The sequence below is a fragment of the Stenotrophomonas riyadhensis genome, assembly GCF_040256885.1.
GTDB lineage: Bacteria > Pseudomonadota > Gammaproteobacteria > Xanthomonadales > Xanthomonadaceae > Stenotrophomonas > Stenotrophomonas riyadhensis.
Map to the genome: position 1 here is coordinate 1,864,809 of NZ_CP155568.1, position 20,251 is coordinate 1,885,059.

Sequence of the window (20,251 nt, forward strand, 5' to 3'; positions counted from 1 at the left end):
GGATTCATTCATTGGAAGGTGCGGTGTCGGCGCCATCGCCGAGCGCGCGCTGCATCTGCACGGTATCCAGCCAGCGGCCGTGCTTGCGGCCAAGGCCACGGAACACGCCCACCAGCTCGAAGCCGAAGCGTTCGTGCAGCTTGATCGACGCGGTGTTGGTCGGTTCACCGATCACCGCCACCATCTGCCGGTAGCCGCGCGCCACGCAGGCATCGATCAACGCCTGCAGCAGGCCAGTGCCGACGCCCTGGCCCTGGAAGCGGGCATCGACGTAGACCGAGTTCTCCACGGTCCACTGGTAGGCGACGCGGGTGCGGTAGGTGTTGGCATAGGCATAGCCGGCGACCTGGCCGTCGATCTCGGCGACCAGGTAGGGGAAGCCGCGGTCGATGATGTCGCGCATGCGGCGCAGCATCTCGGTCGCGTCCGGGATGTCGTACTCGTAGGTGTTGACGAAGTCGGTCACTTCCACCGCGTAGATCGCGGTGATCGCGTCGATGTCGGCAGGGCCGGCATCACGGATGAGGACGGCCATGCGCGGGCTCCGGATCAGTCGATGTAGCGCTTGAGCAGGTCGCCGTAGGCATCGATGCGGCGATCACGCAGGAACGGCCAGATACGGCGCACGTGCTCGCTGCGCTGCAGGTCGACATCGCACAGCAGCACGGTGGCGTCGGTGCCGGCTTCGGCCAGGAATTCGCCCTGCGGGCCCAGTACGTGGCTGTTGCCCCAGAACTGGATGCCCGAAGCACCCAGCGGCGAGGCTTCATGGCCGACGCGGTTGCAGCTCAGCACCGGCAGGCCGTTGGCCACGGCGTGGCCGCGGTGACTCAGCACCCAGGCGTCGCGCTGGCGGGTCTTCTCGTCCTGCACATCGTCCGGGTCCCAGCCGATCGCGGTCGGGTACAGCAGCAGCTCGGCACCGGCCAGCGCCATCAGGCGCGCCGCTTCCGGGTACCACTGGTCCCAGCACACCAGCACGCCGAGGCGGCCCACCGAGGTATCGATCGGCTTGAAGCCGATGTCGCCCGGGGTGAAGTAGAACTTTTCGTAGAAGCCCGGGTCGTCCGGGATATGCATCTTGCGGTACTTGCCGAGCAGCGTGCCGTCCTTCTCGAACACCACGGCGGTGTTGTGGTACAGGCCCGCGGCGCGGCGCTCGAACAGCGAGCCGACCAGCACCACGCCATGCTGCTTCGCCAGCGCGCCCAGGCGCTCGGTGCTCGGGCCCGGAATCGGCTCGGCCAGGTCGAACTCGTCCACCGACTCGTGCTGACAGAAGTACGGGCCGTTGTGCAGTTCCTGCAGCAGCACCAGCTTGGCACCCTGCGCAGCCGCCTCGGCCACGCGTGCTTCGATCACCGCCAGGTTGGCGGCGGCATCACCGTGGTTGCGCTCCTGGATCAGGGCGACGGTAAGGGGGCTGCGCGAGTTCATGCGGGGCGTTCCTGCGGGGGAAAACCAGCATGTTAGCGCGGATGGACGGCGACGGCGTGTCGCGCGCTGAATGGGTGCTGGTAGTGCCGGCCGCTGGCCGGCAACCCCGTCAATCCATCAGGCATTGCATGGTTGCCGGCCAGCGGCCGGCACTACCCATCCTCAGGCCTTCAACAACCCTTCCGGCAGCTGCATGGTGATGCAGTGCAGGCTGCCGTTCTGCCAGATCAGCGAGCGGCAGGGCACCTGCACGATCTCGCGGCCCGGGTGCGCCTGGGCCAGCACATCGCGGGCCAGGTCGTCGGCCGGGTCGCCATAGGCCGGCATCAACACCGCACCATTGACGATCAGGTAGTTGGCGTACGACGCAGCGAGGCGGCGGCCTTCGTCGATCACCGGCTGTGCCCACGGCAGCGGGAACAGACGGTACGGCTGCCCATCCTTGGTGCGCAGTGCGGCCAGCTCGTTGCCCATCGCCTGCAGTTCGGCGTAGTGCGAGTCGCTCTCGTCGTCACAGGCCTGGTAGACGATGCTGTCGGCCGAGGCGAAGCGGGCGAGGGTGTCGATGTGCGCGTCGGTGTCGTCGCCCTCCAGGTAGCCGTGGTCCAGCCACAGCACGCGGTCCTGCTGCAGCCAGTCGGCCAGGTCGGCGCTCAGGCTGGCGCGGTCACGGTCCGGGTGGCGCTCGTGCAGGCACTTCCAGGTGGTCAGCAGGGTGCCTTCGCCGTCGGTTTCGATGCCGCCGCCTTCCAGCGCGAACGGGATGCTGCGCACCGGCGCGTCGTTGAACACGCCGGCCTGGTCGAGCACGCCCACCAGCTGGTCATCCAGGGTGGCATCGAACTTGCCGCCCCAGCCGGTGAAGCGGAAATCCAGCAGCTGGAAACCGCCGTCGGCGCGGCGCAGGGTGATCGGGCCGGAGTCGCGCAGCCAGGTATCGTCGTAGGCCGCCGTGGTGAAGTGGACCTTGTCCATGTCGATGCGGTTGGAGCGCAGCCGCATCTCGGCATAGGTCTCCACATCGTCGTCGGCCACGCAGATCAGCACCGGCTGGAAGCGGGTGATGGCCGCGACCAGGGCGATGTAGGTCTCTTCCACCTGGCCCAGGCGGTCGGCCCAGTCGGTGTCGGCGGTGGGCCAGGCAATCAGGACGCCGCTCTGGGCTTCCCACTCGGCAGGAAAACGAAGGGTCTGGTTCATGGTCTCGCTACACAGGCCCGCCCACGGCGGGTAAAGGGATCAACGGATCGGCGGTTTCGGGCCGATTTCGTTCGGGTCCGCCTGGTTGGCCACCACGTCAATCACCTTCTGCTTCTCGAAGTAGACGGTGAACTGCGGGTACACCCAGCGGTTGATGGTCGGCCATTGCCGCTTCTGCCCGCCACGCGGCTGCAGCTGTTCGCTCGGCGCGCCGAACTGCGCCTGCACCTGCTGCATGCTCTGGCCGCGCACGGGCAGGGCACCGGCCGGCTTCTCGCGGGCACGGTCGACAAGCAGGGTATCGGCCAACGCCGGCGTGGCGGCGGCCAGGGTGGCCATCACGGCCAGGGCGGACAGGTAACGCTTCATCTCGATCTACTCCCCAGTGGTCAAGAAAGGCGATTACAGCAAAAACGGCAGGAAAAAGCCGCATAAACAAAAAACCGCCCGAAGGCGGTTTCTTGCATCGGGTCGGCCCCGCGTAGGGCCAGCCGCAGCCGCGAGGGCTGTTGGGCTTAGCGCTGACGCGCCTTGAAACGCGGGTTCGACTTGCAGATGACGAAGATCTTGCCGCGACGACGGACGACCTTGCAGTCGCGGTGACGGGCCTTCGCCGACTTCAGGGAGGACAGGACTTTCATGGCATACCTCGGCGTAAACAGTAGTTGTTCGGGTGGAGCGTGGCCGCGATATGCGAAAGACAATCGGCAGTTGACGCTCGTTCAAGCCCGCCATTCTACCGGGCTTTTCCTCGTGGTTTCAAGTGGTTGCACAAAAGATCCCGCTGGGGGCGTCTGGCAGGGGCTAGAATGACCCCTTCACACGCTCTGGGACCCCCATGAATCCACTCGCTCCCGTCCTGACCATCGACGGCCCATCCGGGGCCGGCAAGGGTACCATCAGCCGCATCGTCGCGCGCCGGATGGGCTGGCATTACCTGGATTCGGGCGCGCTGTACCGGGCGGTGGGCGTGGCCGCCAGCTGGGCCGACATCGATACCTCGGATGCCTCGGCGCTGGTCCGCTGCACCTTCGATACCCACGTTCAGTTTGTCGAGCAGGGCGAGGCCATGCGGGTCATGGTCAACGGCACCGACGCCACCGACGAGCTGCGCCTGGAGACCACCGGCGCGCTGGCCTCGGCCATTGCCGCCATCCCGGAGGTCCGGGCTGCCCTGAAGGAACGCCAGCGCGCATTCAGGGAGCTGCCCGGCCTGGTCGCCGACGGCCGCGACATGGGCACGGTGATCTTCCCGGACGCCCCCTACAAGGTCTTCCTGACCGCCAGTGCCGAGGAGCGCGCCGAGCGCCGGCATAAGCAGTTGAAAGACAAGGGGGTTTCTGTTAGCTTTGATGACCTCCTGCGCGAGATCATGGCCCGCGACGCCCGTGATGCTCAGCGTACCGTGGCGCCACTGAAGCCGGCAGACGATGCTGTCCTCATCGACACCACAGGCATCGGCATCGCAGATGTCGTTGCCAGAGTGATGGATCTGCTTCCGGTTCCGGCTGCCTGATCCGTTCGCGCGGGAGCACTGCCAGCAGCATCGGCGGTGGTCGCGCATAGCAGTGCTGTACCAGCTCCGTCGCGCAATGATGCGTGGCGGTTTTCCTACTACACACGACCTGCATTTCCGGGGTCGACCAACAGGCGGGCGGTCGCCATTCCCCTGAAGGGGACGCCACCGACCCATGTGTCCAACAGAGTAAATCTAATGACCGAATCATTTGCCGAACTGTTTGAAGCCAGCCAGGCCAACCTGGCCAAGCTGAAGCCGGGCGCCATCGTCAGCGGTACCGTTGTTGAAGTCCGCGGCGACGTCGTGGTGATCAACGCTGGCCTGAAGTCCGAAGGCATCGTGCCGATCGAACAGTTCCGTAACGACGCTGGCGAAATCGACGTCGCCGAAGGCGACATCGTCAAGGTCGCCCTCGACTCGATCGAGAACGGCTTCGGCGAAACCGTCCTGTCGCGCGAGAAGGCCAAGCGCGCGATGGTGTGGGACGAGCTGGAAGAAGCGTTGGAAAAGAACGAAACCATCACCGGCCGCATCAGCGGCAAGGTCAAGGGTGGTTTCACCGTGGACATCAAGGATGTCCGCGCCTTCCTGCCGGGTTCCCTGGTCGATGTGCGCCCGGTGCGCGATCCGGCCTACCTGGAAGGCAAGGAACTCGAGTTCAAGCTCATCAAGCTGGACCGCAAGCGTAACAACGTCGTGGTCTCGCGCCGCGCTGTCGTCGAAAGCGAGCACTCGGAAGAGCGCGAGCAGCTGATGGACAAGCTGCAGGAAGGCGCGATCCTGAAGGGTGTCGTCAAGAACCTGACCGATTACGGCGCGTTCGTGGACCTGGGCGGTATCGACGGCCTGCTGCACATCACCGACATGGCGTGGAAGCGCGTGCGTCACCCGTCGGAAGTCGTGAACGTCGGCGACGAGCTGGACGTCCGCGTGCTGAAGTTCGACCGCGAGCGCAACCGCGTTTCGCTGGGCCTGAAGCAGCTGGGCGAGGATCCGTGGGACAACATCGGCCGTCGTTACCCGGCCAACAGCCGCGTCTTCGGCAAGGTCTCCAACGTCACCGATTACGGTGCGTTCGTTGAGATCGAGCCGGGCGTCGAAGGCCTGGTGCACGTCTCCGAGATGGATTGGACCAACAAGAACGTCAACCCGTCCAAGGTTGTGCAGGTTGGTGATGAAGTCGAAGTGATGGTGCTGGACGTCGATGAAGAGCGTCGCCGCATCTCGCTGGGCATGAAGCAGGTTGCCGCCAATCCGTGGGAAACCTTCGCTGCCACCCACAAGAAGGGTGACAAGGTGTCGGGCCAGATCAAGTCGATCACCGACTTCGGCATCTTCATCGGCCTGGACGGCGGCATCGACGGCCTGGTTCACCTGTCCGACATCAGCTGGGCCACCACCGGCGAAGACGTCGTTCGCAACTTCAAGAAGGGCGATACCCTGGACGCCGTCGTCCTGGCCGTCGACCCGGAGCGCGAGCGCATCTCCCTGGGCGTGAAGCAGCTGGAGCAGGATCCGTTCGGCCAGTACATGGCTGCCAATCCGAAGGGCTCCAAGGTCGAAGGCGTGGTGAAGGAAGTCGACGCCAAGGGCGCCGTGATCGAACTGGCCGACGGCATCGAAGGCTACGTGTCGGCTCGCGACATCGCCAACGAGCGCGTTGACGACGCTACCCAGCACCTGAAGGTCGGCGACAAGGTCGAAGCCAAGTTCGTGGGCATGGACCGCAAGGGCCGCACCCTGCAGCTGTCGATCAAGGCCAAGGACGACGCGGAAATGCGCGAAGTGCTGGAGGAATACCAGTCCTCTTCGGCTTCCAGCGGCACCACCCAGCTGGGCGCGCTGCTGCGTGCACAGCTGAACGGCAACAAGTCCGAGTAATCGGCCTTACGCTGTTCGTTGTTTCCTGGACGGCCCGGGCATTGCCCGGGCCGTTTCAGGCTGAGATGCCCCTGATGTGAGCCGGTAATGACCAAATCCGAACTGATCGAAATCCTTGCGCGCCGCCAGGCGCACCTGAAGGCCGATGATGTCGATCTGGCGGTGAAGTCGTTGCTGGAAATGATGGGCGGCTCGCTGTCCGCCGGGGATCGCATCGAAATCCGTGGTTTTGGCAGCTTCTCGCTGCACTATCGTCCGCCGCGCCTGGGTCGCAACCCCAAGACCGGCGAATCGGTTGCCCTGCCGGGCAAGCATGTCCCCCATTTCAAGCCGGGCAAGGAACTGCGCGAGCGGGTCAGCAGTGTGCTGCCGCTGGATGCTGATCCGGCCTGAGCCCCGTCGCGCCACCGCGTGCGAATCCAGCCGCGAGTCGGATAAGCTACGGACTCCTGCCACTGGAGCTGTCGCATGAAGGTTTTTCGTCTGCTGGTCCTGCTGGCGGTCCTGATCCTTGGGCTGATCATTGGTGCGGTCAACATGACCGCGATGTCGATCAACCTGCTGTTTACCCAATTGAACACGTCCGTCGGTGTGGCGCTGATTGCTGCGCTGCTGATCGGTGTCGTGGTCGGTGCTGGCCTGGTGCTGGTGAGCGTGGTCATTCCGCTTTACAGCCAGTTGCGCCGCGCCAACAAGTCCGTGGCGGCCACGCCGGCCGCAGGTGTTTCCCCCCAATCTTTTGATGGACGTTGATCGAAGATGGATTTCGTCACCGAGTGGTTCTGGTTCTTCCTGTTCGTTCCGTTGGCCGCACTGGCCGGGTGGGTGATCGGGCGACGCGGCGGTCAACGTCACGGTGACAACCAGGTCAGCCGCCTGTCCAGCACCTACTTCCGCGGTCTGAACTACCTGCTCAACGAGCAGCCGGACAAGGCCATCGAGCTGTTCCTGCACATCGCCGAGCTGGACAAGGAAACCTTCGAAACCCAGGTCGCGCTGGGCCACCTGTTCCGCCGTCGTGGTGAAGTGGATCGCGCCATCCGCCTGCATCAGGGCCTGGTCAACCGCCATGACCTGAGCGATGCGCAGCGCGTGCAGGCCCTGCTGGCGCTGGGCGAGGACTACATGAAGTCCGGCCTGCTGGACCGTGCCGAGACCGTGTTCACCGAGCTGGCGCAGCTGGACCAGCGTGCCCCGCAGGCGCTGAAGCATCTGATCGGCATCTACCAGGCCGAGCGTGACTGGGAAAAGGCAATTGACAACGCCACCCGTTTCGAAGAGGTGACCGGCGAGCCGATGGGCAAGCTGATCGGGCAGTTCGAATGCGAGCTGGCCGAGCGTTTCCGCGGTGCCGGCAAGCTGGAAGAGGCGAGGGCGGCGATCGCCCGTGCCTACCAGGCCGACGCCATGTCGGTACGCGCGGGCATCATCGAAGGGCGCCTGGAGACGGATGCGGGCAACGCCGAAGCCGCGGTGCGTGCGTTCGAGCGCGCCGCGCGCAACGACCCCGAGTACCTGCCGGAGCTGCTGCCGGCGTTGATGCAGAACTATCGCAAGGTGGGTGATCTGGGGGGCGCGCGGGCATTCCTGTCGGAGATGACCGAGCACTACCGTGGCATTGCGCCGGTGCTGGCCTTGACCCGCCTGATGGAAGAGCAGGAGGGCGTGGCCCCGGCCCGTGCCTACCTCGGTCGCCAGCTCAAGGATCGTCCGTCGGTGCGTGGCGAGTCCGCGCTGATCGACCTGACGCTGGCCGAGGGCGCCGATTCCACTGCCACCCTGCACGACCTCAAGCACATCACCGACCAGCTGCTGGTGCGCAATCCCGCTTACCGCTGCACCCGCTGTGGTTTCGGTGCGCGCACCCATCACTGGCAGTGCCCGAGCTGCAAGGAGTGGGGCACGGTCAAGCCGCTGCTGAACTACGCGGTGCTCTGATCCATGCCGTGGCTCGTGATGGGCGCGCTGCTGGGGCTGGCCCTGCTGAGTGCGGCGCTGACGTGGGCCGCGCGCGGCTATGCGCTGCGCCAGCAGCTGATGGACCAGCCGGGCGAACGTCGCAGCCATAGCGTGGCGACCCCGCGCGGCGGCGGCATCGCCATTGTCATCAGTCTCCTGGTCACTGCAGGCGTGGCAATGTGGATCTGGCCCGAATCGGCGCCGAGCCTGCTGGTTGCCAGTCTGGGGCTGGTGCTGGTGGCGGGCATCGGCTGGTGGGACGACCACAGGCCGCTGCCGGCCATGCGCCGCCTGCTGGTGCACTTCATCGCTGCCGCCCTGCTGGCCGCATTGGTCAAGCTGCATGGCGGCAGCTGGCTGCTGGCCGCTCTGGTGCTGCTGTTCACCGCTTCGCTGATCAACATCTGGAACTTCATGGATGGGATCAACGGCATCGCCGCCAGCCAGGCCATCGTGGTGGCGCTGGGCCTGGCGCCGGTGCTGCCCTGGCCGTATTCGCTCGCGGCTGTGGCCCTGGGGCTGGCCTGCCTGGGCTTCCTGCCGTTCAACTTCCCGCGGGCGCGGATCTTCATGGGCGATGTCGGAAGTGGCGCGTTGGGCTACGCGGTGGCGGCAGTACTCGCACTGGCCAGCGTGCAGACCGACATCCACTGGATCCTGCTGCTGGTGCCGGCCTCGGCATTCCTCGTGGACGCGGGCTTCACGTTGCTGGCGCGCATCATTTCCGGACAACGCTGGATGGAACCCCATACCCAGCATGTCTACCAGCGGGCGGTGCAGGCAGGAGCCAGTCATGCCCAGGTCACAGGGATGTACTTTGCTTTGGGCCTGTTCAGTATTACAGTGCTTAATGTCTGCTCCAATTTGCAGCCGAGGTGGGAGGCTGTCGTGGCGATCGCGTGGTTCAGTGCGCTGAGCGCCCTCTGGCTCTTCCTGCGCAATGGATTGCGTCACCGACAAGGAACTACCTGACTTATGGCTTCACCCTGGCGGGACAGAATTCTCGGCGTGATGCCGCGTTCGGCGATCGTCTGCCACGACCTGTTCATGGTCTGGGCATGCTGGCAGCTGCTCCACGCGGGGCGGTACTCGATCCTCCCCAATGCGCCCGAGCTTCCCCTCTGGAATGTCGATACCACCCTGGTGCTGCTGCTGCAGGGGCTGGTGTTCTGGCGTGTCGGCCTCTATCGCGGCCTGTGGCGGTTTGCCAGCGTCAGCGACCTGCTGAACATCTTCAAGGCCAGCTTCATCGGCATGGTCGCCATCGTGCTGGTGCTGATGTGGAAGCGCTTCGATGGCGTGCCGATGTCGGTGCTGGTGATCTACCCGTTTGCGCTGTCGGCGCTGCTGGGCGCGCCGCGGCTGCTCTACCGGGCCTGGAAGGATTACCAGTCGCTGCAATCGGATTCGTCCGCACGGAGGGTGCTGATCCTGGGGGCCGGCCAGGCGGCCGAAACCCTGGTCCGTGACCTGCGCCGCTCCGGCAACTTCGAACCGGTCGGCCTGCTGGATGACGCACCGCACCTGCGCGGAGCCAAGCTGCAGGGACTGCCGATCCTCGGCACCCTGGACGATGCGCCGACGGTGGTGCGCGAGACCGCAGCCAAGCTGCTGGTGATCGCCATTCCTTCGCTGGACGCCGCCGGCATGCAGCGGATCGTTGCCATCTGCGAGAGTACGGGCGTGCCGTTCCGCACCGTGCCCAAGCTCAGCGACATCCTGCAGGGCCAGTCGCTGCCGGGGCAGCTGAAGGAAGTGGCGATCGAGGATCTGCTTGGCCGCAAGCCGATCATGCCGGACTGGAACCTGATCCGTGGCTGGCTGGGCGGGCGTACCGTGATGGTCACCGGTGCCGGCGGTTCGATCGGCTCCGAGCTCTGCCGCCAGTGCGCGCGGCACGGTGCCGGCCGCATCATCCTGCTGGAGATCAGCGAACTGCTGCTGCTGACCATCGAAGGCGAGCTGCGGCGCAGCTTCCCCGATGTCGAGATCGAAGCGGTGCTGGGTGACTGCGGTGACCCGGCGGTGATCCGCCACGCCCTGTCGCTGCATCCGGTCGACACCGCCTTCCATGCGGCTGCCTACAAGCACGTCCCGGTGCTGGAACGCCAGCTGCGCGAAGCGGTGCGCAACAACATCCTGGCCACCGAGAACGTGGCCCGTGCCTGCCTTGAGGCCCGCGTTGAGCACTTCGTGTTCATCTCCACCGACAAGGCGGTCGATCCGGTCAATGCACTGGGTGCGAGCAAACGCTACGCGGAGATGATCTGCCAGAGCCTGGACCAGAAATCCACGCACACCCGTTTCGTCACCGTGCGCTTCGGCAACGTGCTGGCCTCGGCCGGCAGCGTGGTGCCGCTGTTCCGCGAACAGATCCTGCGCGGCGGGCCGGTGACCGTGACCGATCCGGAAGTCAGCCGTTACTTCATGACCATTCCGGAGGCCTGCCAGTTGATCCTGCAGGCTGCCGCGTCCGCGTCGCACGGCGCCATCTATACCCTCGACATGGGCGAGCCGGTACCGATCCGGGTGCTGGCCGAGCAGATGATCCGCCTGGCCGGCAAGCAGCCGTACAAGGACATCCCGATCATCTATACCGGCCTGCGTCCGGGCGAGAAGCTGCACGAGACGCTGTTCTATTCGGACGAGGACTATCGTTCGACGGCACACCCGAAGATTCTCGAGGCCGGGGTGCGCACGTTCGCGCGCGACCTGGTGCTGGGCAATGTCCCGCGCCTGCGCGATGCCGTCGCCGGTTACGACGTGACCACCATCCAGGAAATCCTGTTCGCGACGATGCCGGAGTTCTCTCCGATCGAACAGGATGCTTACATTTCATCCGCTAAAGTCGTGCCTTTTCCGGCACGTGAGGCCAGCAGGCACCAATGAGCAAGCGAATTCGCAAGGCGGTTTTCCCCGTCGCAGGACTGGGGACGCGGTTTTTGCCAGCAACCAAGACGGTTCCGAAGGAGATGCTGCCGATCATTGATCGACCGCTGATCCAGTACGCCGTGGATGAAGCGATCGAAGCGGGCTGCGACACGCTGGTGTTCATCACCAACCGCTACAAGCATGCGGTCGCTGACTATTTCGACAAAGCCTACGAGCTGGAGCAGAAGCTCGAGCGTGCCGGCAAGCAGGAGCAGCTGGAGCTGATCCGCCACGTGCTGCCCAACGGCGTGCGCGCGGTTTTCGTAACCCAGGCCGAAGCGCTGGGCCTGGGCCATGCAGTGCTGTGTGCCAAGGCCGTGATCGGTGACGAGCCGTTCGCGGTGCTGTTGCCGGATGACCTGATCTGGAACCGTGGTGCCGGTGCGCTGAAGCAGATGGCTGACCTCAACGAGGCCAGTGGTGCCAGCGTGATCGCCGTTGAAGACGTGCCGCACGACAAGACTGCCAGCTACGGCATCGTTGCCACTGATGCGTTCGACGGCCGCAAGGGCCGCATTTCGCAGATCGTGGAGAAGCCCAAGCCGGAGGACGCGCCGAGCGACCTGGCGGTGGTTGGCCGTTATGTGCTGAGCCCGAAGATTTTCGAGCTGCTGGAGCAGACTGGCAGTGGTGCCGGTGGCGAGATCCAGCTGACCGATGCGATCGCGCAGCTGCTGAAGACCGAAGAGGTCGATGCCTACCGCTTCGAGGGCACCCGCTTCGACTGCGGTACGCATCTGGGGCTGGTGGAGGCGACGATCCGCTTCGCGCTGGACAACCCGAAGCTGGCCGGCCCGGCGCGGGAGAAACTGACGGCGATGTTGGCGGAATAAGGTTTATCAATCGCTCCGTGCTGCGCCTTGATTGATACGTGGGGGAGGGGGCGGATGGCCCTCTCCAAAACACGCCAAAGCCCTTCCATGGTGCTCGATGGCGCCATCCATGGCGCCAACGGTTTTGGAGAGGGCCATCCGCCCCCTCTCGACAGTTTCCGTGCGGCGCGGACGGGAAGGGCGGAATCAAAGGCAGAAGCACAAGCAAAAAAGGCAGCCGATGGCTGCCTTTTTTGCTTGTTGGGGTCAGATCCCTTTGCGCCGCAAAGGGCTCTGACCCCAGCCTTTGCCCCTGCCTTTGCTCATCCCTCCGCCGCGTGGAATGTTGGCTGGCGCGGGTGGGTGAGGCTGACCGGGACTGTCAGCGGCATGGATGCCGCTGCCAAGCCCCCAGGGACGGGTTTACGGCGTGTCCCGGGCAGTCTCACCCGCCCGGGCCCCACAGCCAACCAGCAATCAGCCGGCAACGCTTTGAACCTTACAGCGCCTCGAAAATACCCGCCGCGCCCATGCCGGTGCCGATGCACATCGTCACCATGCCGTACTTCTGCTGGCGACGACGCAGGCCGTGCAGCAGGGTCGCGGTACGGATCGCGCCGGTCGCACCCAGCGGGTGGCCCAGGGCAATCGCGCCACCCAGCGGGTTGACCTTGCTCGGGTCCAGGCCGCAATCGCGGATCACCGCCAGCGACTGCGCGGCAAACGCTTCGTTCAGTTCAATCCAGTCCAGCTGGTCCTGGGTCAGGCCCGCCTGCTTCAGCGCCTTCGGAATCGCAGCGATCGGGCCGATGCCCATCACTTCCGGGCGCACGCCGGCCACCGAGAAGCTGACGAAACGGGCCAGCGGGGTCAGGCCGTAGTCCTTGATCGCCTGTTCCGAGGCCAGCAGCACGGCACCGGCGCCGTCGCTCATCTGCGACGAGTTGCCAGCGGTGACGGTGCCGCCGAACTGGCCGTTGCGGAACACCGGGCGCAGCTTGGCCAGGCCTTCAGCCGAGGAATCCGGGCGCGGGCCTTCGTCGGTGTCGGCGATCTTGTTGCGGGTGATGATGCGCTGGCCATCGGCTAGGTCCGGCAGGTGCGAGACGATCTCGTACGGGCTGATCTCGTCCTTGAACTCGCCGTTCTGGATCGCGGCCATGGCCTTCTGGTGCGAGGCGAGGGCGAAGGCATCCTGGTCTTCGCGCGAGACCTTCCACTCTTCGGCCACCTTCTCGGCGGTGATGCCCATGCCGTAGGCGATGGCGACGTGGTCGTTGTCGAACACGCTCGGCGCCATCGCGATCTTGTTGCCCATCATCGGCACCATCGACATCGACTCGGTGCCGCCAGCCAGCATCAGGTCGGCGTTGCCCAGGCGGATCGCGTCGGCGGCCTGCGCCACGGCCTGCAGGCCGGAGGAGCAGAAGCGGTTCACGGTCTGTGCGGCGATGGTGTTGGGCAGGCCGGCCAGCAGCACGCCGATGCGCGCCACGTTCATGCCCTGCTCGGCTTCCGGCATGGCGCAGCCGATGATCGCGTCATCGATGCGGTTGACGTCCACGCCCGGGGCCTGGGCGACGACGCTGCGCAGCACGTGCGCAAGCATGTCGTCGGGGCGGGTGTTGCGGAACATGCCCTTGGGCGCCTTGCCGACCGGGGTACGGGTGGCGGCGACGATGTAGGCGTCCTGGATTTGCTTGGTCATTGCAGTGATCTCTCGAATTGGTTTTGCCGGTGTGCCCACCAAGGTGGGCACCTACCAGAGGCAGAGGGATGCCGGCCAGGGGCCGGCACCCGCCATCAATCAGTTACGCAGCGGCTTGCCGGTCTTCAGCATGTGCGCGATGCGGGCCTGGGTCTTTTCCTGCTGGGCCAGTTCGACGAAGTGCTTGCGCTCCAGGGTCAGCAGCCACTCTTCGTCCACCAGGGTGCCGCGGTCGACCTTGCCGCCGCACAGCACGGTGGCGATGCGCTCGGCGATCTCGTAGTCGTACGGGCTGATGAAACGGCCTTCCAGCATGTTGACCAGCATCATCTTGAAGGTGGCAATACCCACGTCGCCGGCGACCTGGATGCGGCGTGCCGGCAGCGGCGGACGGTAGCCCGCTTCGGCCAGGGCGCGCGCTTCGGCCTTGGCGATGTGCAGGGCCTCGTAGCTGTTGAACACCACCTTGTCGGTGCTGCGCAGCAGGCCCAGTTCCTTGGCGTTGACCGCCGAGTTGGAGACCTTGGCCATCGCCACGGTCTCGAAGGTCTTCTTCAGTTCGGCGAACACGTCACCGCCCGGGCCCGCGGCCTGCGAGGCGCGCACGGCCAGTTCCTTCAGGCCGCCGCCTGCCGGCAGCAGGCCGACGCCGGCCTCGACCAGGCCGATGTAGCTTTCCAGGAAGGCCACGGTCTTGGCGCTGTGCATCTGGAATTCGCAGCCGCCACCCAGGGCCAGGCCGCGCACGGCAGCCACCACCGGCACCAGCGAGTACTTGATGCGCTGGCTGGTGCGCTGGAAGTTGGCGACCATTTCCTCGAACTGGTCGACCTTGCCGGCCTGCAGCAGGCCCAGCGCGCCGGCCAGGTCGGCACCGGCGGAGAAGGGTTCCTTCTGCTGCCAGATCACCAGGCCCTGGAAGTCCTTCTCGGCGCGGCTGACACATTCCTGCAGGCCGTCCAGCACCTGGTCGGACACGGTGTTCATCTTGGTCTTGAAGCTGACCACGGCGATGCCATCACCGTCGTGCCACATGCGCAGGCCGTCGTTCTCGAACACGGTCTCGCCCGGCGCGAACGTCTCGCCCAGCAGCGGATCCGGGAAACGCTGGCGCTGGTACACCGGCAGCGACGAGCGCGGCAGCTTGGCGTTGCGCGACGGGCTGTAGCTGCCTTCGGCGGCATGCACGCCATCGCGGCCATCGAACACCCAGTCCGGCAGCGGGGCGTTGCTCATGCTCTTGCCGGCGACGATGTCATCGGCGATCCACTGCGCGACCTGCTTCCAGCCGGCGGCCTGCCAGGTTTCGAACGGGCCCAGCGACCAGCCGTAGCCCCAGCGGATGGCCAGGTCGACGTCGCGCGCGGTCTCGGCGATGTCGGCCAGGTGGTAGGCGCTGTAGTGGAACAGGTCGCGGAAGGTCGCCCACAGGAACTGCGCCTGCGGGTGCTGGCTCTCGCGCAGCTTGGCGAACTTCTCGGCCGGGTTCCTGATCTTCAGGATCTCGACCACTTCCGGTGCGGCAGCGCGGTCGGCCGGACGGTAGTCCTGCTTCTCCAGGTCCAGCACCACGATGTCCTTGCCGACCTTGCGGAAGATGCCGGCGCCGGTCTTCTGGCCCAGCGCGCCCTTGGCGATCAGCGCGTCCAGCCACTTCGGCGACTTGAAGAATTCATGCCACGGGTCGTTCGGCAGGGTATCGCCCATGGTCTTGATGACGTGCGCCATGGTGTCCAGGCCGACCACGTCGGAGGTGCGGTAGGTGGCCGACTTCGGGCGGCCGACCAGCGGGCCGGTCAGGCCGTCCACTTCATCGAAGCCCAGGCCGAACTGCTGGGTGTGGTAAATGGTGGACAGGATCGAGAACACGCCGATGCGGTTGCCGATGAAGTTCGGGGTGTCCTTGGCGTACACCACGCCCTTGCCCAGGGTGGTGACCAGGAATTCTTCCAGGCCTTCCAGCACGGCGGCGTCGGTGGTTGTGGCCGGGATCAGCTCGGCCAGGTGCATGTAGCGCGGCGGATTGAAGAAGTGCACGCCGCAGAAGCGGTGGCGCAGCTGCTCGGGCAGCACGTCGGCCAGCTTGTTGATGCCCAGGCCCGAGGTATTGGAGGCCAGCACCGCGTGGTCGGCCACGAACGGCGCGATCTTCTTGTACAGGTCCTGCTTCCAGTCCATGCGCTCGGCGATGGCCTCGATGATCAGGTCGCAGTCCTTCAGCTGCTCCAGGCCGGACTCGTAGTTGGCCGGGGTGATGGCTTCGGCCAGCGACTTGCTGGCCAGCGGCGCCGGGCTCAGCTTGCCCAGGTTGGCGATCGCCTTCAGCACGATGCAGTCGGCGGGACCTTCCTTGGCGGGCAGGTCGAACAGCACGGTGTCGACGCCAGCGTTGGTGAGGTGGGCGGCGATCTGGGCACCCATGACGCCGGCACCCAGCACGGCGGCGCGGCGGACTAGCAGGGAATTGGACATGGTGTAGGGCCTTTGTTGGTCAGCAGTTACTGGGTGGAATCAAAGGGAAGCGGGCAGGGCGCTGGCGCGAGCGGCGGCGCGGAACCCGGCTTCGGCGAAATGGATCAGTTCGTGGGCGGCATGGGCACGATGCGCCGCTTCGGTGACACCGGCGGGACGTTTGATCAGCCCGAAGTCGGCCATGGCATAGGTGAGCGAGCCGGCCAGGAAATCCAGGCGCCAGTACAGCTCTTCCTTGCTCAGGTCGGGCACGCACTCGCCGATGGCCTTGCCGAACGCGCGCAGCACGTGGCCGTAGTGGTCGGACAGGAACTTGCGCAGGTTGTCGTTCTTCTCGGCGTAGGCGCGGGCGATCACGCGCACGAAGGCGCCGCCGTTCTGGCGGTCCTGGGCCAGCGCCAACGCCGGTTCGACGAAGGCGGCCAGCACCGGGCGCAGTTGCCCGGGGTGTTCGCTGCGGGCGCGCTCGAGCTGCGCCAGGCGCGCGCCGGTCATCTCGTCCATGCGGCGGCGGAACACCTCGTTGACCAGGTTCTCCTTGGAGCCGAAGTGGTAGTTGACCGCAGCGATGTTGACGTCGGCCTGGCTGGTCACCTGGCGCAGCGAAGTGCCAGCGAAGCCGTGCTGTGCGAACAGCTCCTCGGCCGCGCCGAGAATGCGGTCCTTGGTCGAGAAGTGGGCGGGTTTGGCCATCGGCGGGCGGACCTTAATCAAACGATTGTTTGATACTAGGACCAGACGGTAGCGTATGGCATTTTGCAGTGCAGCAAAATTGCCAGCAGCGGTCAGAATCCGCTCAGGTGGGTGAATGGGCGCAAAGGGTAGTGCCGGCCGCTGGCCGGCAACCGCGGGCAGCCCATGGGGCACCAGCCTGCCGGCCAGCGGCCGGCACTACCACGCTGCCGCTTTATCTTTTACAATTCGCCTACGTTTATCAGGCTAAGCCCGCGTCCCGACGCGGGTTTTTTTCATGTTACCCTTCGGGCCATCAGCGGCCCGATTCCATTGGAGACATCCCATGGCGCTGGAGCGCACCCTTTCGATCATCAAGCCGGACGCCGTTGCCAAGAACGTCATCGGCGAAATCTACGCCCGCTTCGAGAAGGCCGGCCTGAAGGTCGTGGCCGCCAAGTACAAGCAGCTGTCGCGCCGTGAAGCCGAAGGCTTCTACGCCGTGCACCGCGAGCGTCCGTTCTTCAACGCGCTGGTCGAGTTCATGATCTCCGGCCCGGTGATGATCCAGGCCCTGGAAGGCGAGAACGCCGTCCTGGCCCACCGCGACCTGCTGGGCGCCACCAACCCGAAGGAAGCCGCTGCGGGCACCATCCGCGCCGACTTCGCCGAATCCATCGATGCCAACGCCGCCCACGGCTCGGACTCGGTCGAGAATGCCGCGATTGAAATCGCCTACTTCTTCGCCGCCACCGAAGTCGTCTCGCGCTGAGAGTAATGCCGTGAACGAGGTCGTACAGTCCCCCGCCATCCAGCCGCTGCCGAAGTCGGCACCCACGGCTGGCAAGCAGAACCTGCTCGACCTCGATCGCGCGGGCCTGGAGAAGTTCTTCGTCGACGTCCTCGGCGAAAAGAAGTTCCGTGCCCATCAGGTGATGAAGTGGATCCACCATCGCTACGTCACCGACTTCGATGAAATGACCGACCTCGGCAAGGTCCTGCGCGCCAAGCTGCAGGCCCATGCCGAGGTGCTGGTTCCCAACATCGTGTTCGACAAGCCCTCCGCCGACGGCACCCACAAGTGGCTGCTGGCGATGGGCGTGGATGGCAAGAACGCCATCGAGACCGTGTACATCCCGGACAAGACCCGCGGCACGCTGTGCGTGTCCTCGCAGGTCGGTTGCGGCCTGAACTGCACGTTCTGCTCCACCGCCACCCAGGGCTTCAACCGCAACCTGACCACCGCCGAGATCATCGGCCAGGTGTGGGTTGCCGCACGCCACCTGGGCAACGTGCCGCACCAGATGCGCCGCCTCACCAACGTGGTGATGATGGGCATGGGCGAGCCGCTGATGAATTTCGACAACGTCGTGCGCGCCATGAGCGTGATGCGCGACGACCTGGGCTACGGCCTGGCCAACAAGCGCGTGACCCTGTCGACCTCCGGCCTGGTGCCGCAGATCGACCGCCTGTCTGCCGAAAGCGACGTGTCGCTGGCGGTGTCGCTGCATGCGCCCAACGATGCGCTGCGCGAGACCCTGGTGCCGCTCAACAAGAAGTACCCGATCGCCGAGCTGATGGCCTCGTGCGCACGCTACCTGCGCGCCAACAAGCGCCGCGAATCGGTCACCTTCGAATACACCCTGATGAAGGGCATCAACGACAAGCCCGAGCATGCCCGCGAATTGGCCCGCCTGATGCGCCAGTTCGACAACGCGGTGCAGGCCAAGGATTCGGGCAAGGTCAATCTGATCCCGTTCAATCCGTTCCCCGGTACCCGCTACGAGCGTTCGGAAGAAGCGCACATCCGTGCCTTCCAGAAGATCCTGCTGGACAGCAATGTGCTGACCATGGTCCGCCGCACCCGTGGCGACGACATCGACGCCGCCTGTGGCCAGCTCAAGGGCCAGGTGATGGACCGCACCCGCCGCCAGGCGGAGTTCAACAAGTCGCTGCAGGCGGGGAAGGGGAGCGATGCCGCGGCCTGACCGCCTCTGGCTGGTCCTGTTCGCAGGCGTGCTGGCCATTTCGGTCGGCGGCTGCAAATCCCACTCCAAGGCCAAGGTGGGCCCCAGCATGGCGCCGGTGTACTCGGTCCGTGATCCGGACAGCGTACGCCGCCAGGTGCGCTGGCAGGATCTGCTGGCCCTGGCAGCCCGTGACATGCAGGTTGGCAACCTCGACGCCGCCGAGCGCAAGGTCCGCGAGGCGCAGAAGCTGGCCCCGGATGCGCCGGACGGCCTGGTGCTGCTGGCCGGCATCGACGAACGCCGCGGCCGTATCCAGCAGGCCGGCGAGAACTTCCGCAGGGCTGCCGAGCTGGCGCCGCAGCGCGGCGACATCCTCAACAACTACGGTGCCTGGCTGTGCCAGCAGGGCCAACCGGCCGAATCGCTGATCTGGTTCGACCGTGCGCTGCAGGCGCCGGGCTATGCCACGCCGGCCGAAGCACAGGCCAATGCCGGCGGCTGTGCGCTGGACGCGGGCCAGTTCGAGCGTGCCGAGCGCGACCTGCGCGCAGCACTGGCGACACTGCCCGGCAACCCCGTTGCGCTGGAGGCGATGGCCCAGCTGAGCTACCGCCAGGGCCGCTACATGGAGGCCCGGGCCTTCGCCGAACGTAGGATTGCGGCTGCACCCGCAACGCGTTCCGTGTTACAACTTGCGTCTCAAATCGAAGCGCGGCTGGGCGATCGGGCGGCATCTGATCGTTATCTTCAGCGGATTCGACAGGAATTTCCGCAGGAAGCGGGCTCCTAACTCCAGGGTTGATGCATTGTGATTGATGACCAGACTGTGAGCGCTCTCGAGACTGCGGCCGGCTGCGGCACCCGCCTGCGCCAGGCCCGCGAGGCGGCCGGACTGACCCTCGAAGATGTCGGCTCGCGCCTGCGCATGCCGGTCCAGGTGGTCAGGTCGCTGGAAGAAGAACAATGGCAGAAGCTCGGCGCGCCGGTGTTCGTGCGCGGCCAGCTGCGCAGCTATGCGCGCCTGCTCAACGTGGACGTGGGCCAGCTGCTGGAGCAGGCCCAGGTCGGGCCGGTGGTTCCGCCCACCCTGGTCAGCCATACCCATACCCCGCGCGCGCGCCGTATTGCCGAGAACCTCGGTCGGCGCATGCTCTATGTCGGCATCACCGCGGTGCTGGCCGTGCCGGTGTGGTTCGCCACCCGTGGTCACTTCGATGGCAGCGCCACCCCGTCGCCAAGCACCGCCTCGCTGGACGCGATCCCGGCTGCGGTGCCGGTGACCCCGTCCGCCGCAGGCGTGGAGTCGGCAGCGCCGGCTGACGTGGCCAGCGCTCCGGCCAGCAAGCCGGCCGCGACCCCGTACGTTGCCTCGCTGGCCCCGGTGCCGCGTTCGGCGCCCGCGCCGGCCGCGGTCGGCAACACGCTGGAGATGCAGTTCAGCGGCGACAGCTGGGTCGACATCGGCGGCCCGGATGGTGCCACCGTCGAGAAGGCACTGATCAAGTCCGGCGAAAGCCGCAGCTTCACCCCGGGCCAGGTAACCCGGGTGACCCTGGGCAACGCCTCGGCGGTCCAGGTTCAGCAGAACGGCGCTATCGTCGATCTGACCCCCTACCAGCGAGCCAACGTGGCACGCTTTCAGGTATCCTCTGAAGGCTCCGTAGTCCCGGTTTCGCACTGAGGCGCGGTT

The 20,251-nt window shown here is 65.8% G+C and carries 20 protein-coding genes; 12 read left to right on the forward strand and 8 right to left on the reverse strand.

What is annotated here, in order from left to right; genetic code table 11:
• Positions 1 to 4 precede the first annotated feature (4 nt).
• The 5 genes from SriyCCGPB3_RS08880 to ykgO form a co-directional block, all read right to left on the reverse strand.
• Positions 5 to 535 (reverse strand): GNAT family N-acetyltransferase, encoded by a 531-nt coding sequence (locus SriyCCGPB3_RS08880; protein ID WP_110712021.1) that lies wholly within the window; start codon positions 533 to 535, stop codon positions 5 to 7.
• Positions 536 to 549: 14 nt separating this feature from the next.
• Complete coding sequence (locus SriyCCGPB3_RS08885) at positions 550 to 1,437, reverse strand: carbon-nitrogen hydrolase (RefSeq protein WP_049397762.1); 888 nt, start codon at positions 1,435 to 1,437, stop codon at positions 550 to 552.
• Positions 1,438 to 1,599: 162 nt separating this feature from the next.
• Positions 1,600 to 2,637 carry an agmatine deiminase family protein gene (locus SriyCCGPB3_RS08890; protein ID WP_005413039.1) on the reverse strand — a complete coding sequence of 346 codons (1,038 nt, stop codon included), beginning with the start codon at positions 2,635 to 2,637 and terminating at the stop codon, positions 1,600 to 1,602.
• Positions 2,638 to 2,676: 39 nt separating this feature from the next.
• Positions 2,677 to 2,976, reverse strand: coding sequence for a hypothetical protein (locus tag SriyCCGPB3_RS08895; protein ID WP_227837998.1), 300 nt, complete (start codon positions 2,974 to 2,976; stop codon positions 2,677 to 2,679).
• 176 nt (positions 2,977 to 3,152) lie between these two features.
• The gene (ykgO, locus tag SriyCCGPB3_RS08900; protein ID WP_005409283.1) at positions 3,153 to 3,278 is read right to left on the reverse strand and encodes a type B 50S ribosomal protein L36; all 126 of its coding nucleotides are present in this window, start codon (positions 3,276 to 3,278) and stop codon (positions 3,153 to 3,155) included.
• A gap of 197 nt (positions 3,279 to 3,475) precedes the next feature.
• Between ykgO and cmk the strand changes: the two genes are divergently transcribed.
• The 8 genes from cmk to galU all read left to right on the forward strand — a co-directional run bounded on the left by cmk (position 3,476) and on the right by galU (position 11,760).
• Positions 3,476 to 4,153, forward strand: a complete 678-nt coding sequence (gene cmk / locus SriyCCGPB3_RS08905; protein WP_350260140.1) for a (d)CMP kinase — start codon at positions 3,476 to 3,478, stop codon at positions 4,151 to 4,153.
• 198 nt (positions 4,154 to 4,351) lie between these two features.
• On the forward strand, positions 4,352 to 6,037 hold the full coding sequence (rpsA, locus tag SriyCCGPB3_RS08910) for a 30S ribosomal protein S1 (protein ID WP_049447857.1): 1,686 nt from the start codon (positions 4,352 to 4,354) through the stop codon (positions 6,035 to 6,037).
• An 87-nt stretch (positions 6,038 to 6,124) separates the two neighbouring features.
• A complete protein-coding gene (locus SriyCCGPB3_RS08915) occupies positions 6,125 to 6,430 on the forward strand; it encodes an integration host factor subunit beta (RefSeq protein WP_005409286.1) in 306 nt (101 codons plus the stop codon).
• Positions 6,431 to 6,505: 75 nt separating this feature from the next.
• Entirely contained in the window at positions 6,506 to 6,790 is a 285-nt protein-coding gene (locus SriyCCGPB3_RS08920; protein WP_049447858.1) for a lipopolysaccharide assembly protein LapA domain-containing protein, read from the forward strand.
• Between the two features lie 6 nt (positions 6,791 to 6,796).
• A complete protein-coding gene (gene lapB, locus SriyCCGPB3_RS08925) occupies positions 6,797 to 7,975 on the forward strand; it encodes a lipopolysaccharide assembly protein LapB (RefSeq protein WP_110712023.1) in 1,179 nt (392 codons plus the stop codon).
• Between the two features lie 3 nt (positions 7,976 to 7,978).
• Complete coding sequence (locus SriyCCGPB3_RS08930) at positions 7,979 to 8,968, forward strand: MraY family glycosyltransferase (RefSeq protein WP_180855392.1); 990 nt, start codon at positions 7,979 to 7,981, stop codon at positions 8,966 to 8,968.
• Between the two features lie 3 nt (positions 8,969 to 8,971).
• Positions 8,972 to 10,885, forward strand: a complete 1,914-nt coding sequence (locus SriyCCGPB3_RS08935) for a polysaccharide biosynthesis protein (RefSeq protein ID WP_110712025.1) — start codon at positions 8,972 to 8,974, stop codon at positions 10,883 to 10,885.
• Positions 10,882 to 11,760: a UTP--glucose-1-phosphate uridylyltransferase GalU gene (galU, locus tag SriyCCGPB3_RS08940; RefSeq protein ID WP_110712026.1), complete on the forward strand. Its 879-nt coding sequence runs from the start codon at positions 10,882 to 10,884 to the stop codon at positions 11,758 to 11,760. The genes SriyCCGPB3_RS08935 and galU overlap by 4 nt, the downstream gene beginning before the upstream one ends.
• 478 nt (positions 11,761 to 12,238) lie before the next feature.
• On the opposite strand, the gene SriyCCGPB3_RS08945 is transcribed toward galU, so the two are convergent.
• The 3 genes from SriyCCGPB3_RS08945 to SriyCCGPB3_RS08955 form a co-directional block, all read right to left on the reverse strand.
• Positions 12,239 to 13,447, reverse strand: a complete 1,209-nt coding sequence (locus SriyCCGPB3_RS08945) for an acetyl-CoA C-acyltransferase (RefSeq protein WP_005409292.1) — start codon at positions 13,445 to 13,447, stop codon at positions 12,239 to 12,241.
• Between the two features lie 99 nt (positions 13,448 to 13,546).
• Positions 13,547 to 15,919 carry a 3-hydroxyacyl-CoA dehydrogenase/enoyl-CoA hydratase family protein gene (locus SriyCCGPB3_RS08950; RefSeq protein ID WP_350260141.1) on the reverse strand — a complete coding sequence of 791 codons (2,373 nt, stop codon included), beginning with the start codon at positions 15,917 to 15,919 and terminating at the stop codon, positions 13,547 to 13,549.
• Positions 15,920 to 15,958: 39 nt separating this feature from the next.
• Complete coding sequence (locus tag SriyCCGPB3_RS08955) at positions 15,959 to 16,612, reverse strand: TetR/AcrR family transcriptional regulator (RefSeq protein ID WP_014036900.1); 654 nt, start codon at positions 16,610 to 16,612, stop codon at positions 15,959 to 15,961.
• A gap of 325 nt (positions 16,613 to 16,937) precedes the next feature.
• On the opposite strand from SriyCCGPB3_RS08955, the gene ndk reads away from it, so the two are divergent.
• From ndk to SriyCCGPB3_RS08975, 4 genes are read left to right on the forward strand one after another with little or no spacing between them, the layout of a single operon-like run.
• The gene (ndk, locus tag SriyCCGPB3_RS08960; protein ID WP_008265389.1) at positions 16,938 to 17,363 is read left to right on the forward strand and encodes a nucleoside-diphosphate kinase; all 426 of its coding nucleotides are present in this window, start codon (positions 16,938 to 16,940) and stop codon (positions 17,361 to 17,363) included.
• Between the two features lie 10 nt (positions 17,364 to 17,373).
• A complete protein-coding gene (gene rlmN, locus SriyCCGPB3_RS08965; RefSeq protein ID WP_110712028.1) occupies positions 17,374 to 18,579 on the forward strand; it encodes a 23S rRNA (adenine(2503)-C(2))-methyltransferase RlmN in 1,206 nt (401 codons plus the stop codon).
• Positions 18,566 to 19,351 carry a type IV pilus biogenesis/stability protein PilW gene (pilW, locus tag SriyCCGPB3_RS08970; RefSeq protein WP_164161817.1) on the forward strand — a complete coding sequence of 262 codons (786 nt, stop codon included), beginning with the start codon at positions 18,566 to 18,568 and terminating at the stop codon, positions 19,349 to 19,351. Before rlmN ends, pilW begins: the two co-directional genes overlap by 14 nt.
• 18 nt (positions 19,352 to 19,369) lie before the next feature.
• Entirely contained in the window at positions 19,370 to 20,242 is an 873-nt protein-coding gene (locus SriyCCGPB3_RS08975) for a RodZ domain-containing protein (RefSeq protein WP_350260142.1), read from the forward strand.
• The last annotated feature ends 9 nt before the right edge of the window (positions 20,243 to 20,251 follow it).

What these genes read in the sequence shown, in the direction of transcription:
- cmk (WP_350260140.1), top strand. Translation starts at nt 3,476, where the DNA reads ATGAATCCACTCGCTCCCGTCCTGACCATCGACGGCCCATCCGGGGCC.
- SriyCCGPB3_RS08930 (WP_180855392.1), top strand. Translation starts at nt 7,979, where the DNA reads ATGCCGTGGCTCGTGATGGGCGCGCTGCTGGGGCTGGCCCTGCTGAGT.
- pilW (WP_164161817.1), top strand. Translation starts at nt 18,566, where the DNA reads ATGCCGCGGCCTGACCGCCTCTGGCTGGTCCTGTTCGCAGGCGTGCTG.
- galU (WP_110712026.1), top strand. Translation starts at nt 10,882, where the DNA reads ATGAGCAAGCGAATTCGCAAGGCGGTTTTCCCCGTCGCAGGACTGGGG.
- SriyCCGPB3_RS08890 (WP_005413039.1), bottom strand. Translation starts at nt 2,637, where the DNA reads ATGAACCAGACCCTTCGTTTTCCTGCCGAGTGGGAAGCCCAGAGCGGC.
- SriyCCGPB3_RS08915 (WP_005409286.1), top strand. Translation starts at nt 6,125, where the DNA reads ATGACCAAATCCGAACTGATCGAAATCCTTGCGCGCCGCCAGGCGCAC.
- SriyCCGPB3_RS08955 (WP_014036900.1), bottom strand. Translation starts at nt 16,612, where the DNA reads ATGGCCAAACCCGCCCACTTCTCGACCAAGGACCGCATTCTCGGCGCG.
- lapB (WP_110712023.1), top strand. Translation starts at nt 6,797, where the DNA reads ATGGATTTCGTCACCGAGTGGTTCTGGTTCTTCCTGTTCGTTCCGTTG.
- SriyCCGPB3_RS08920 (WP_049447858.1), top strand. Translation starts at nt 6,506, where the DNA reads ATGAAGGTTTTTCGTCTGCTGGTCCTGCTGGCGGTCCTGATCCTTGGG.
- SriyCCGPB3_RS08885 (WP_049397762.1), bottom strand. Translation starts at nt 1,437, where the DNA reads ATGAACTCGCGCAGCCCCCTTACCGTCGCCCTGATCCAGGAGCGCAAC.
- SriyCCGPB3_RS08945 (WP_005409292.1), bottom strand. Translation starts at nt 13,447, where the DNA reads ATGACCAAGCAAATCCAGGACGCCTACATCGTCGCCGCCACCCGTACC.
- SriyCCGPB3_RS08950 (WP_350260141.1), bottom strand. Translation starts at nt 15,919, where the DNA reads ATGTCCAATTCCCTGCTAGTCCGCCGCGCCGCCGTGCTGGGTGCCGGC.
- rpsA (WP_049447857.1), top strand. Translation starts at nt 4,352, where the DNA reads ATGACCGAATCATTTGCCGAACTGTTTGAAGCCAGCCAGGCCAACCTG.
- ykgO (WP_005409283.1), bottom strand. Translation starts at nt 3,278, where the DNA reads ATGAAAGTCCTGTCCTCCCTGAAGTCGGCGAAGGCCCGTCACCGCGAC.
- ndk (WP_008265389.1), top strand. Translation starts at nt 16,938, where the DNA reads ATGGCGCTGGAGCGCACCCTTTCGATCATCAAGCCGGACGCCGTTGCC.
- SriyCCGPB3_RS08880 (WP_110712021.1), bottom strand. Translation starts at nt 535, where the DNA reads ATGGCCGTCCTCATCCGTGATGCCGGCCCTGCCGACATCGACGCGATC.
- SriyCCGPB3_RS08895 (WP_227837998.1), bottom strand. Translation starts at nt 2,976, where the DNA reads ATGGCCACCCTGGCCGCCGCCACGCCGGCGTTGGCCGATACCCTGCTT.
- SriyCCGPB3_RS08935 (WP_110712025.1), top strand. Translation starts at nt 8,972, where the DNA reads ATGGCTTCACCCTGGCGGGACAGAATTCTCGGCGTGATGCCGCGTTCG.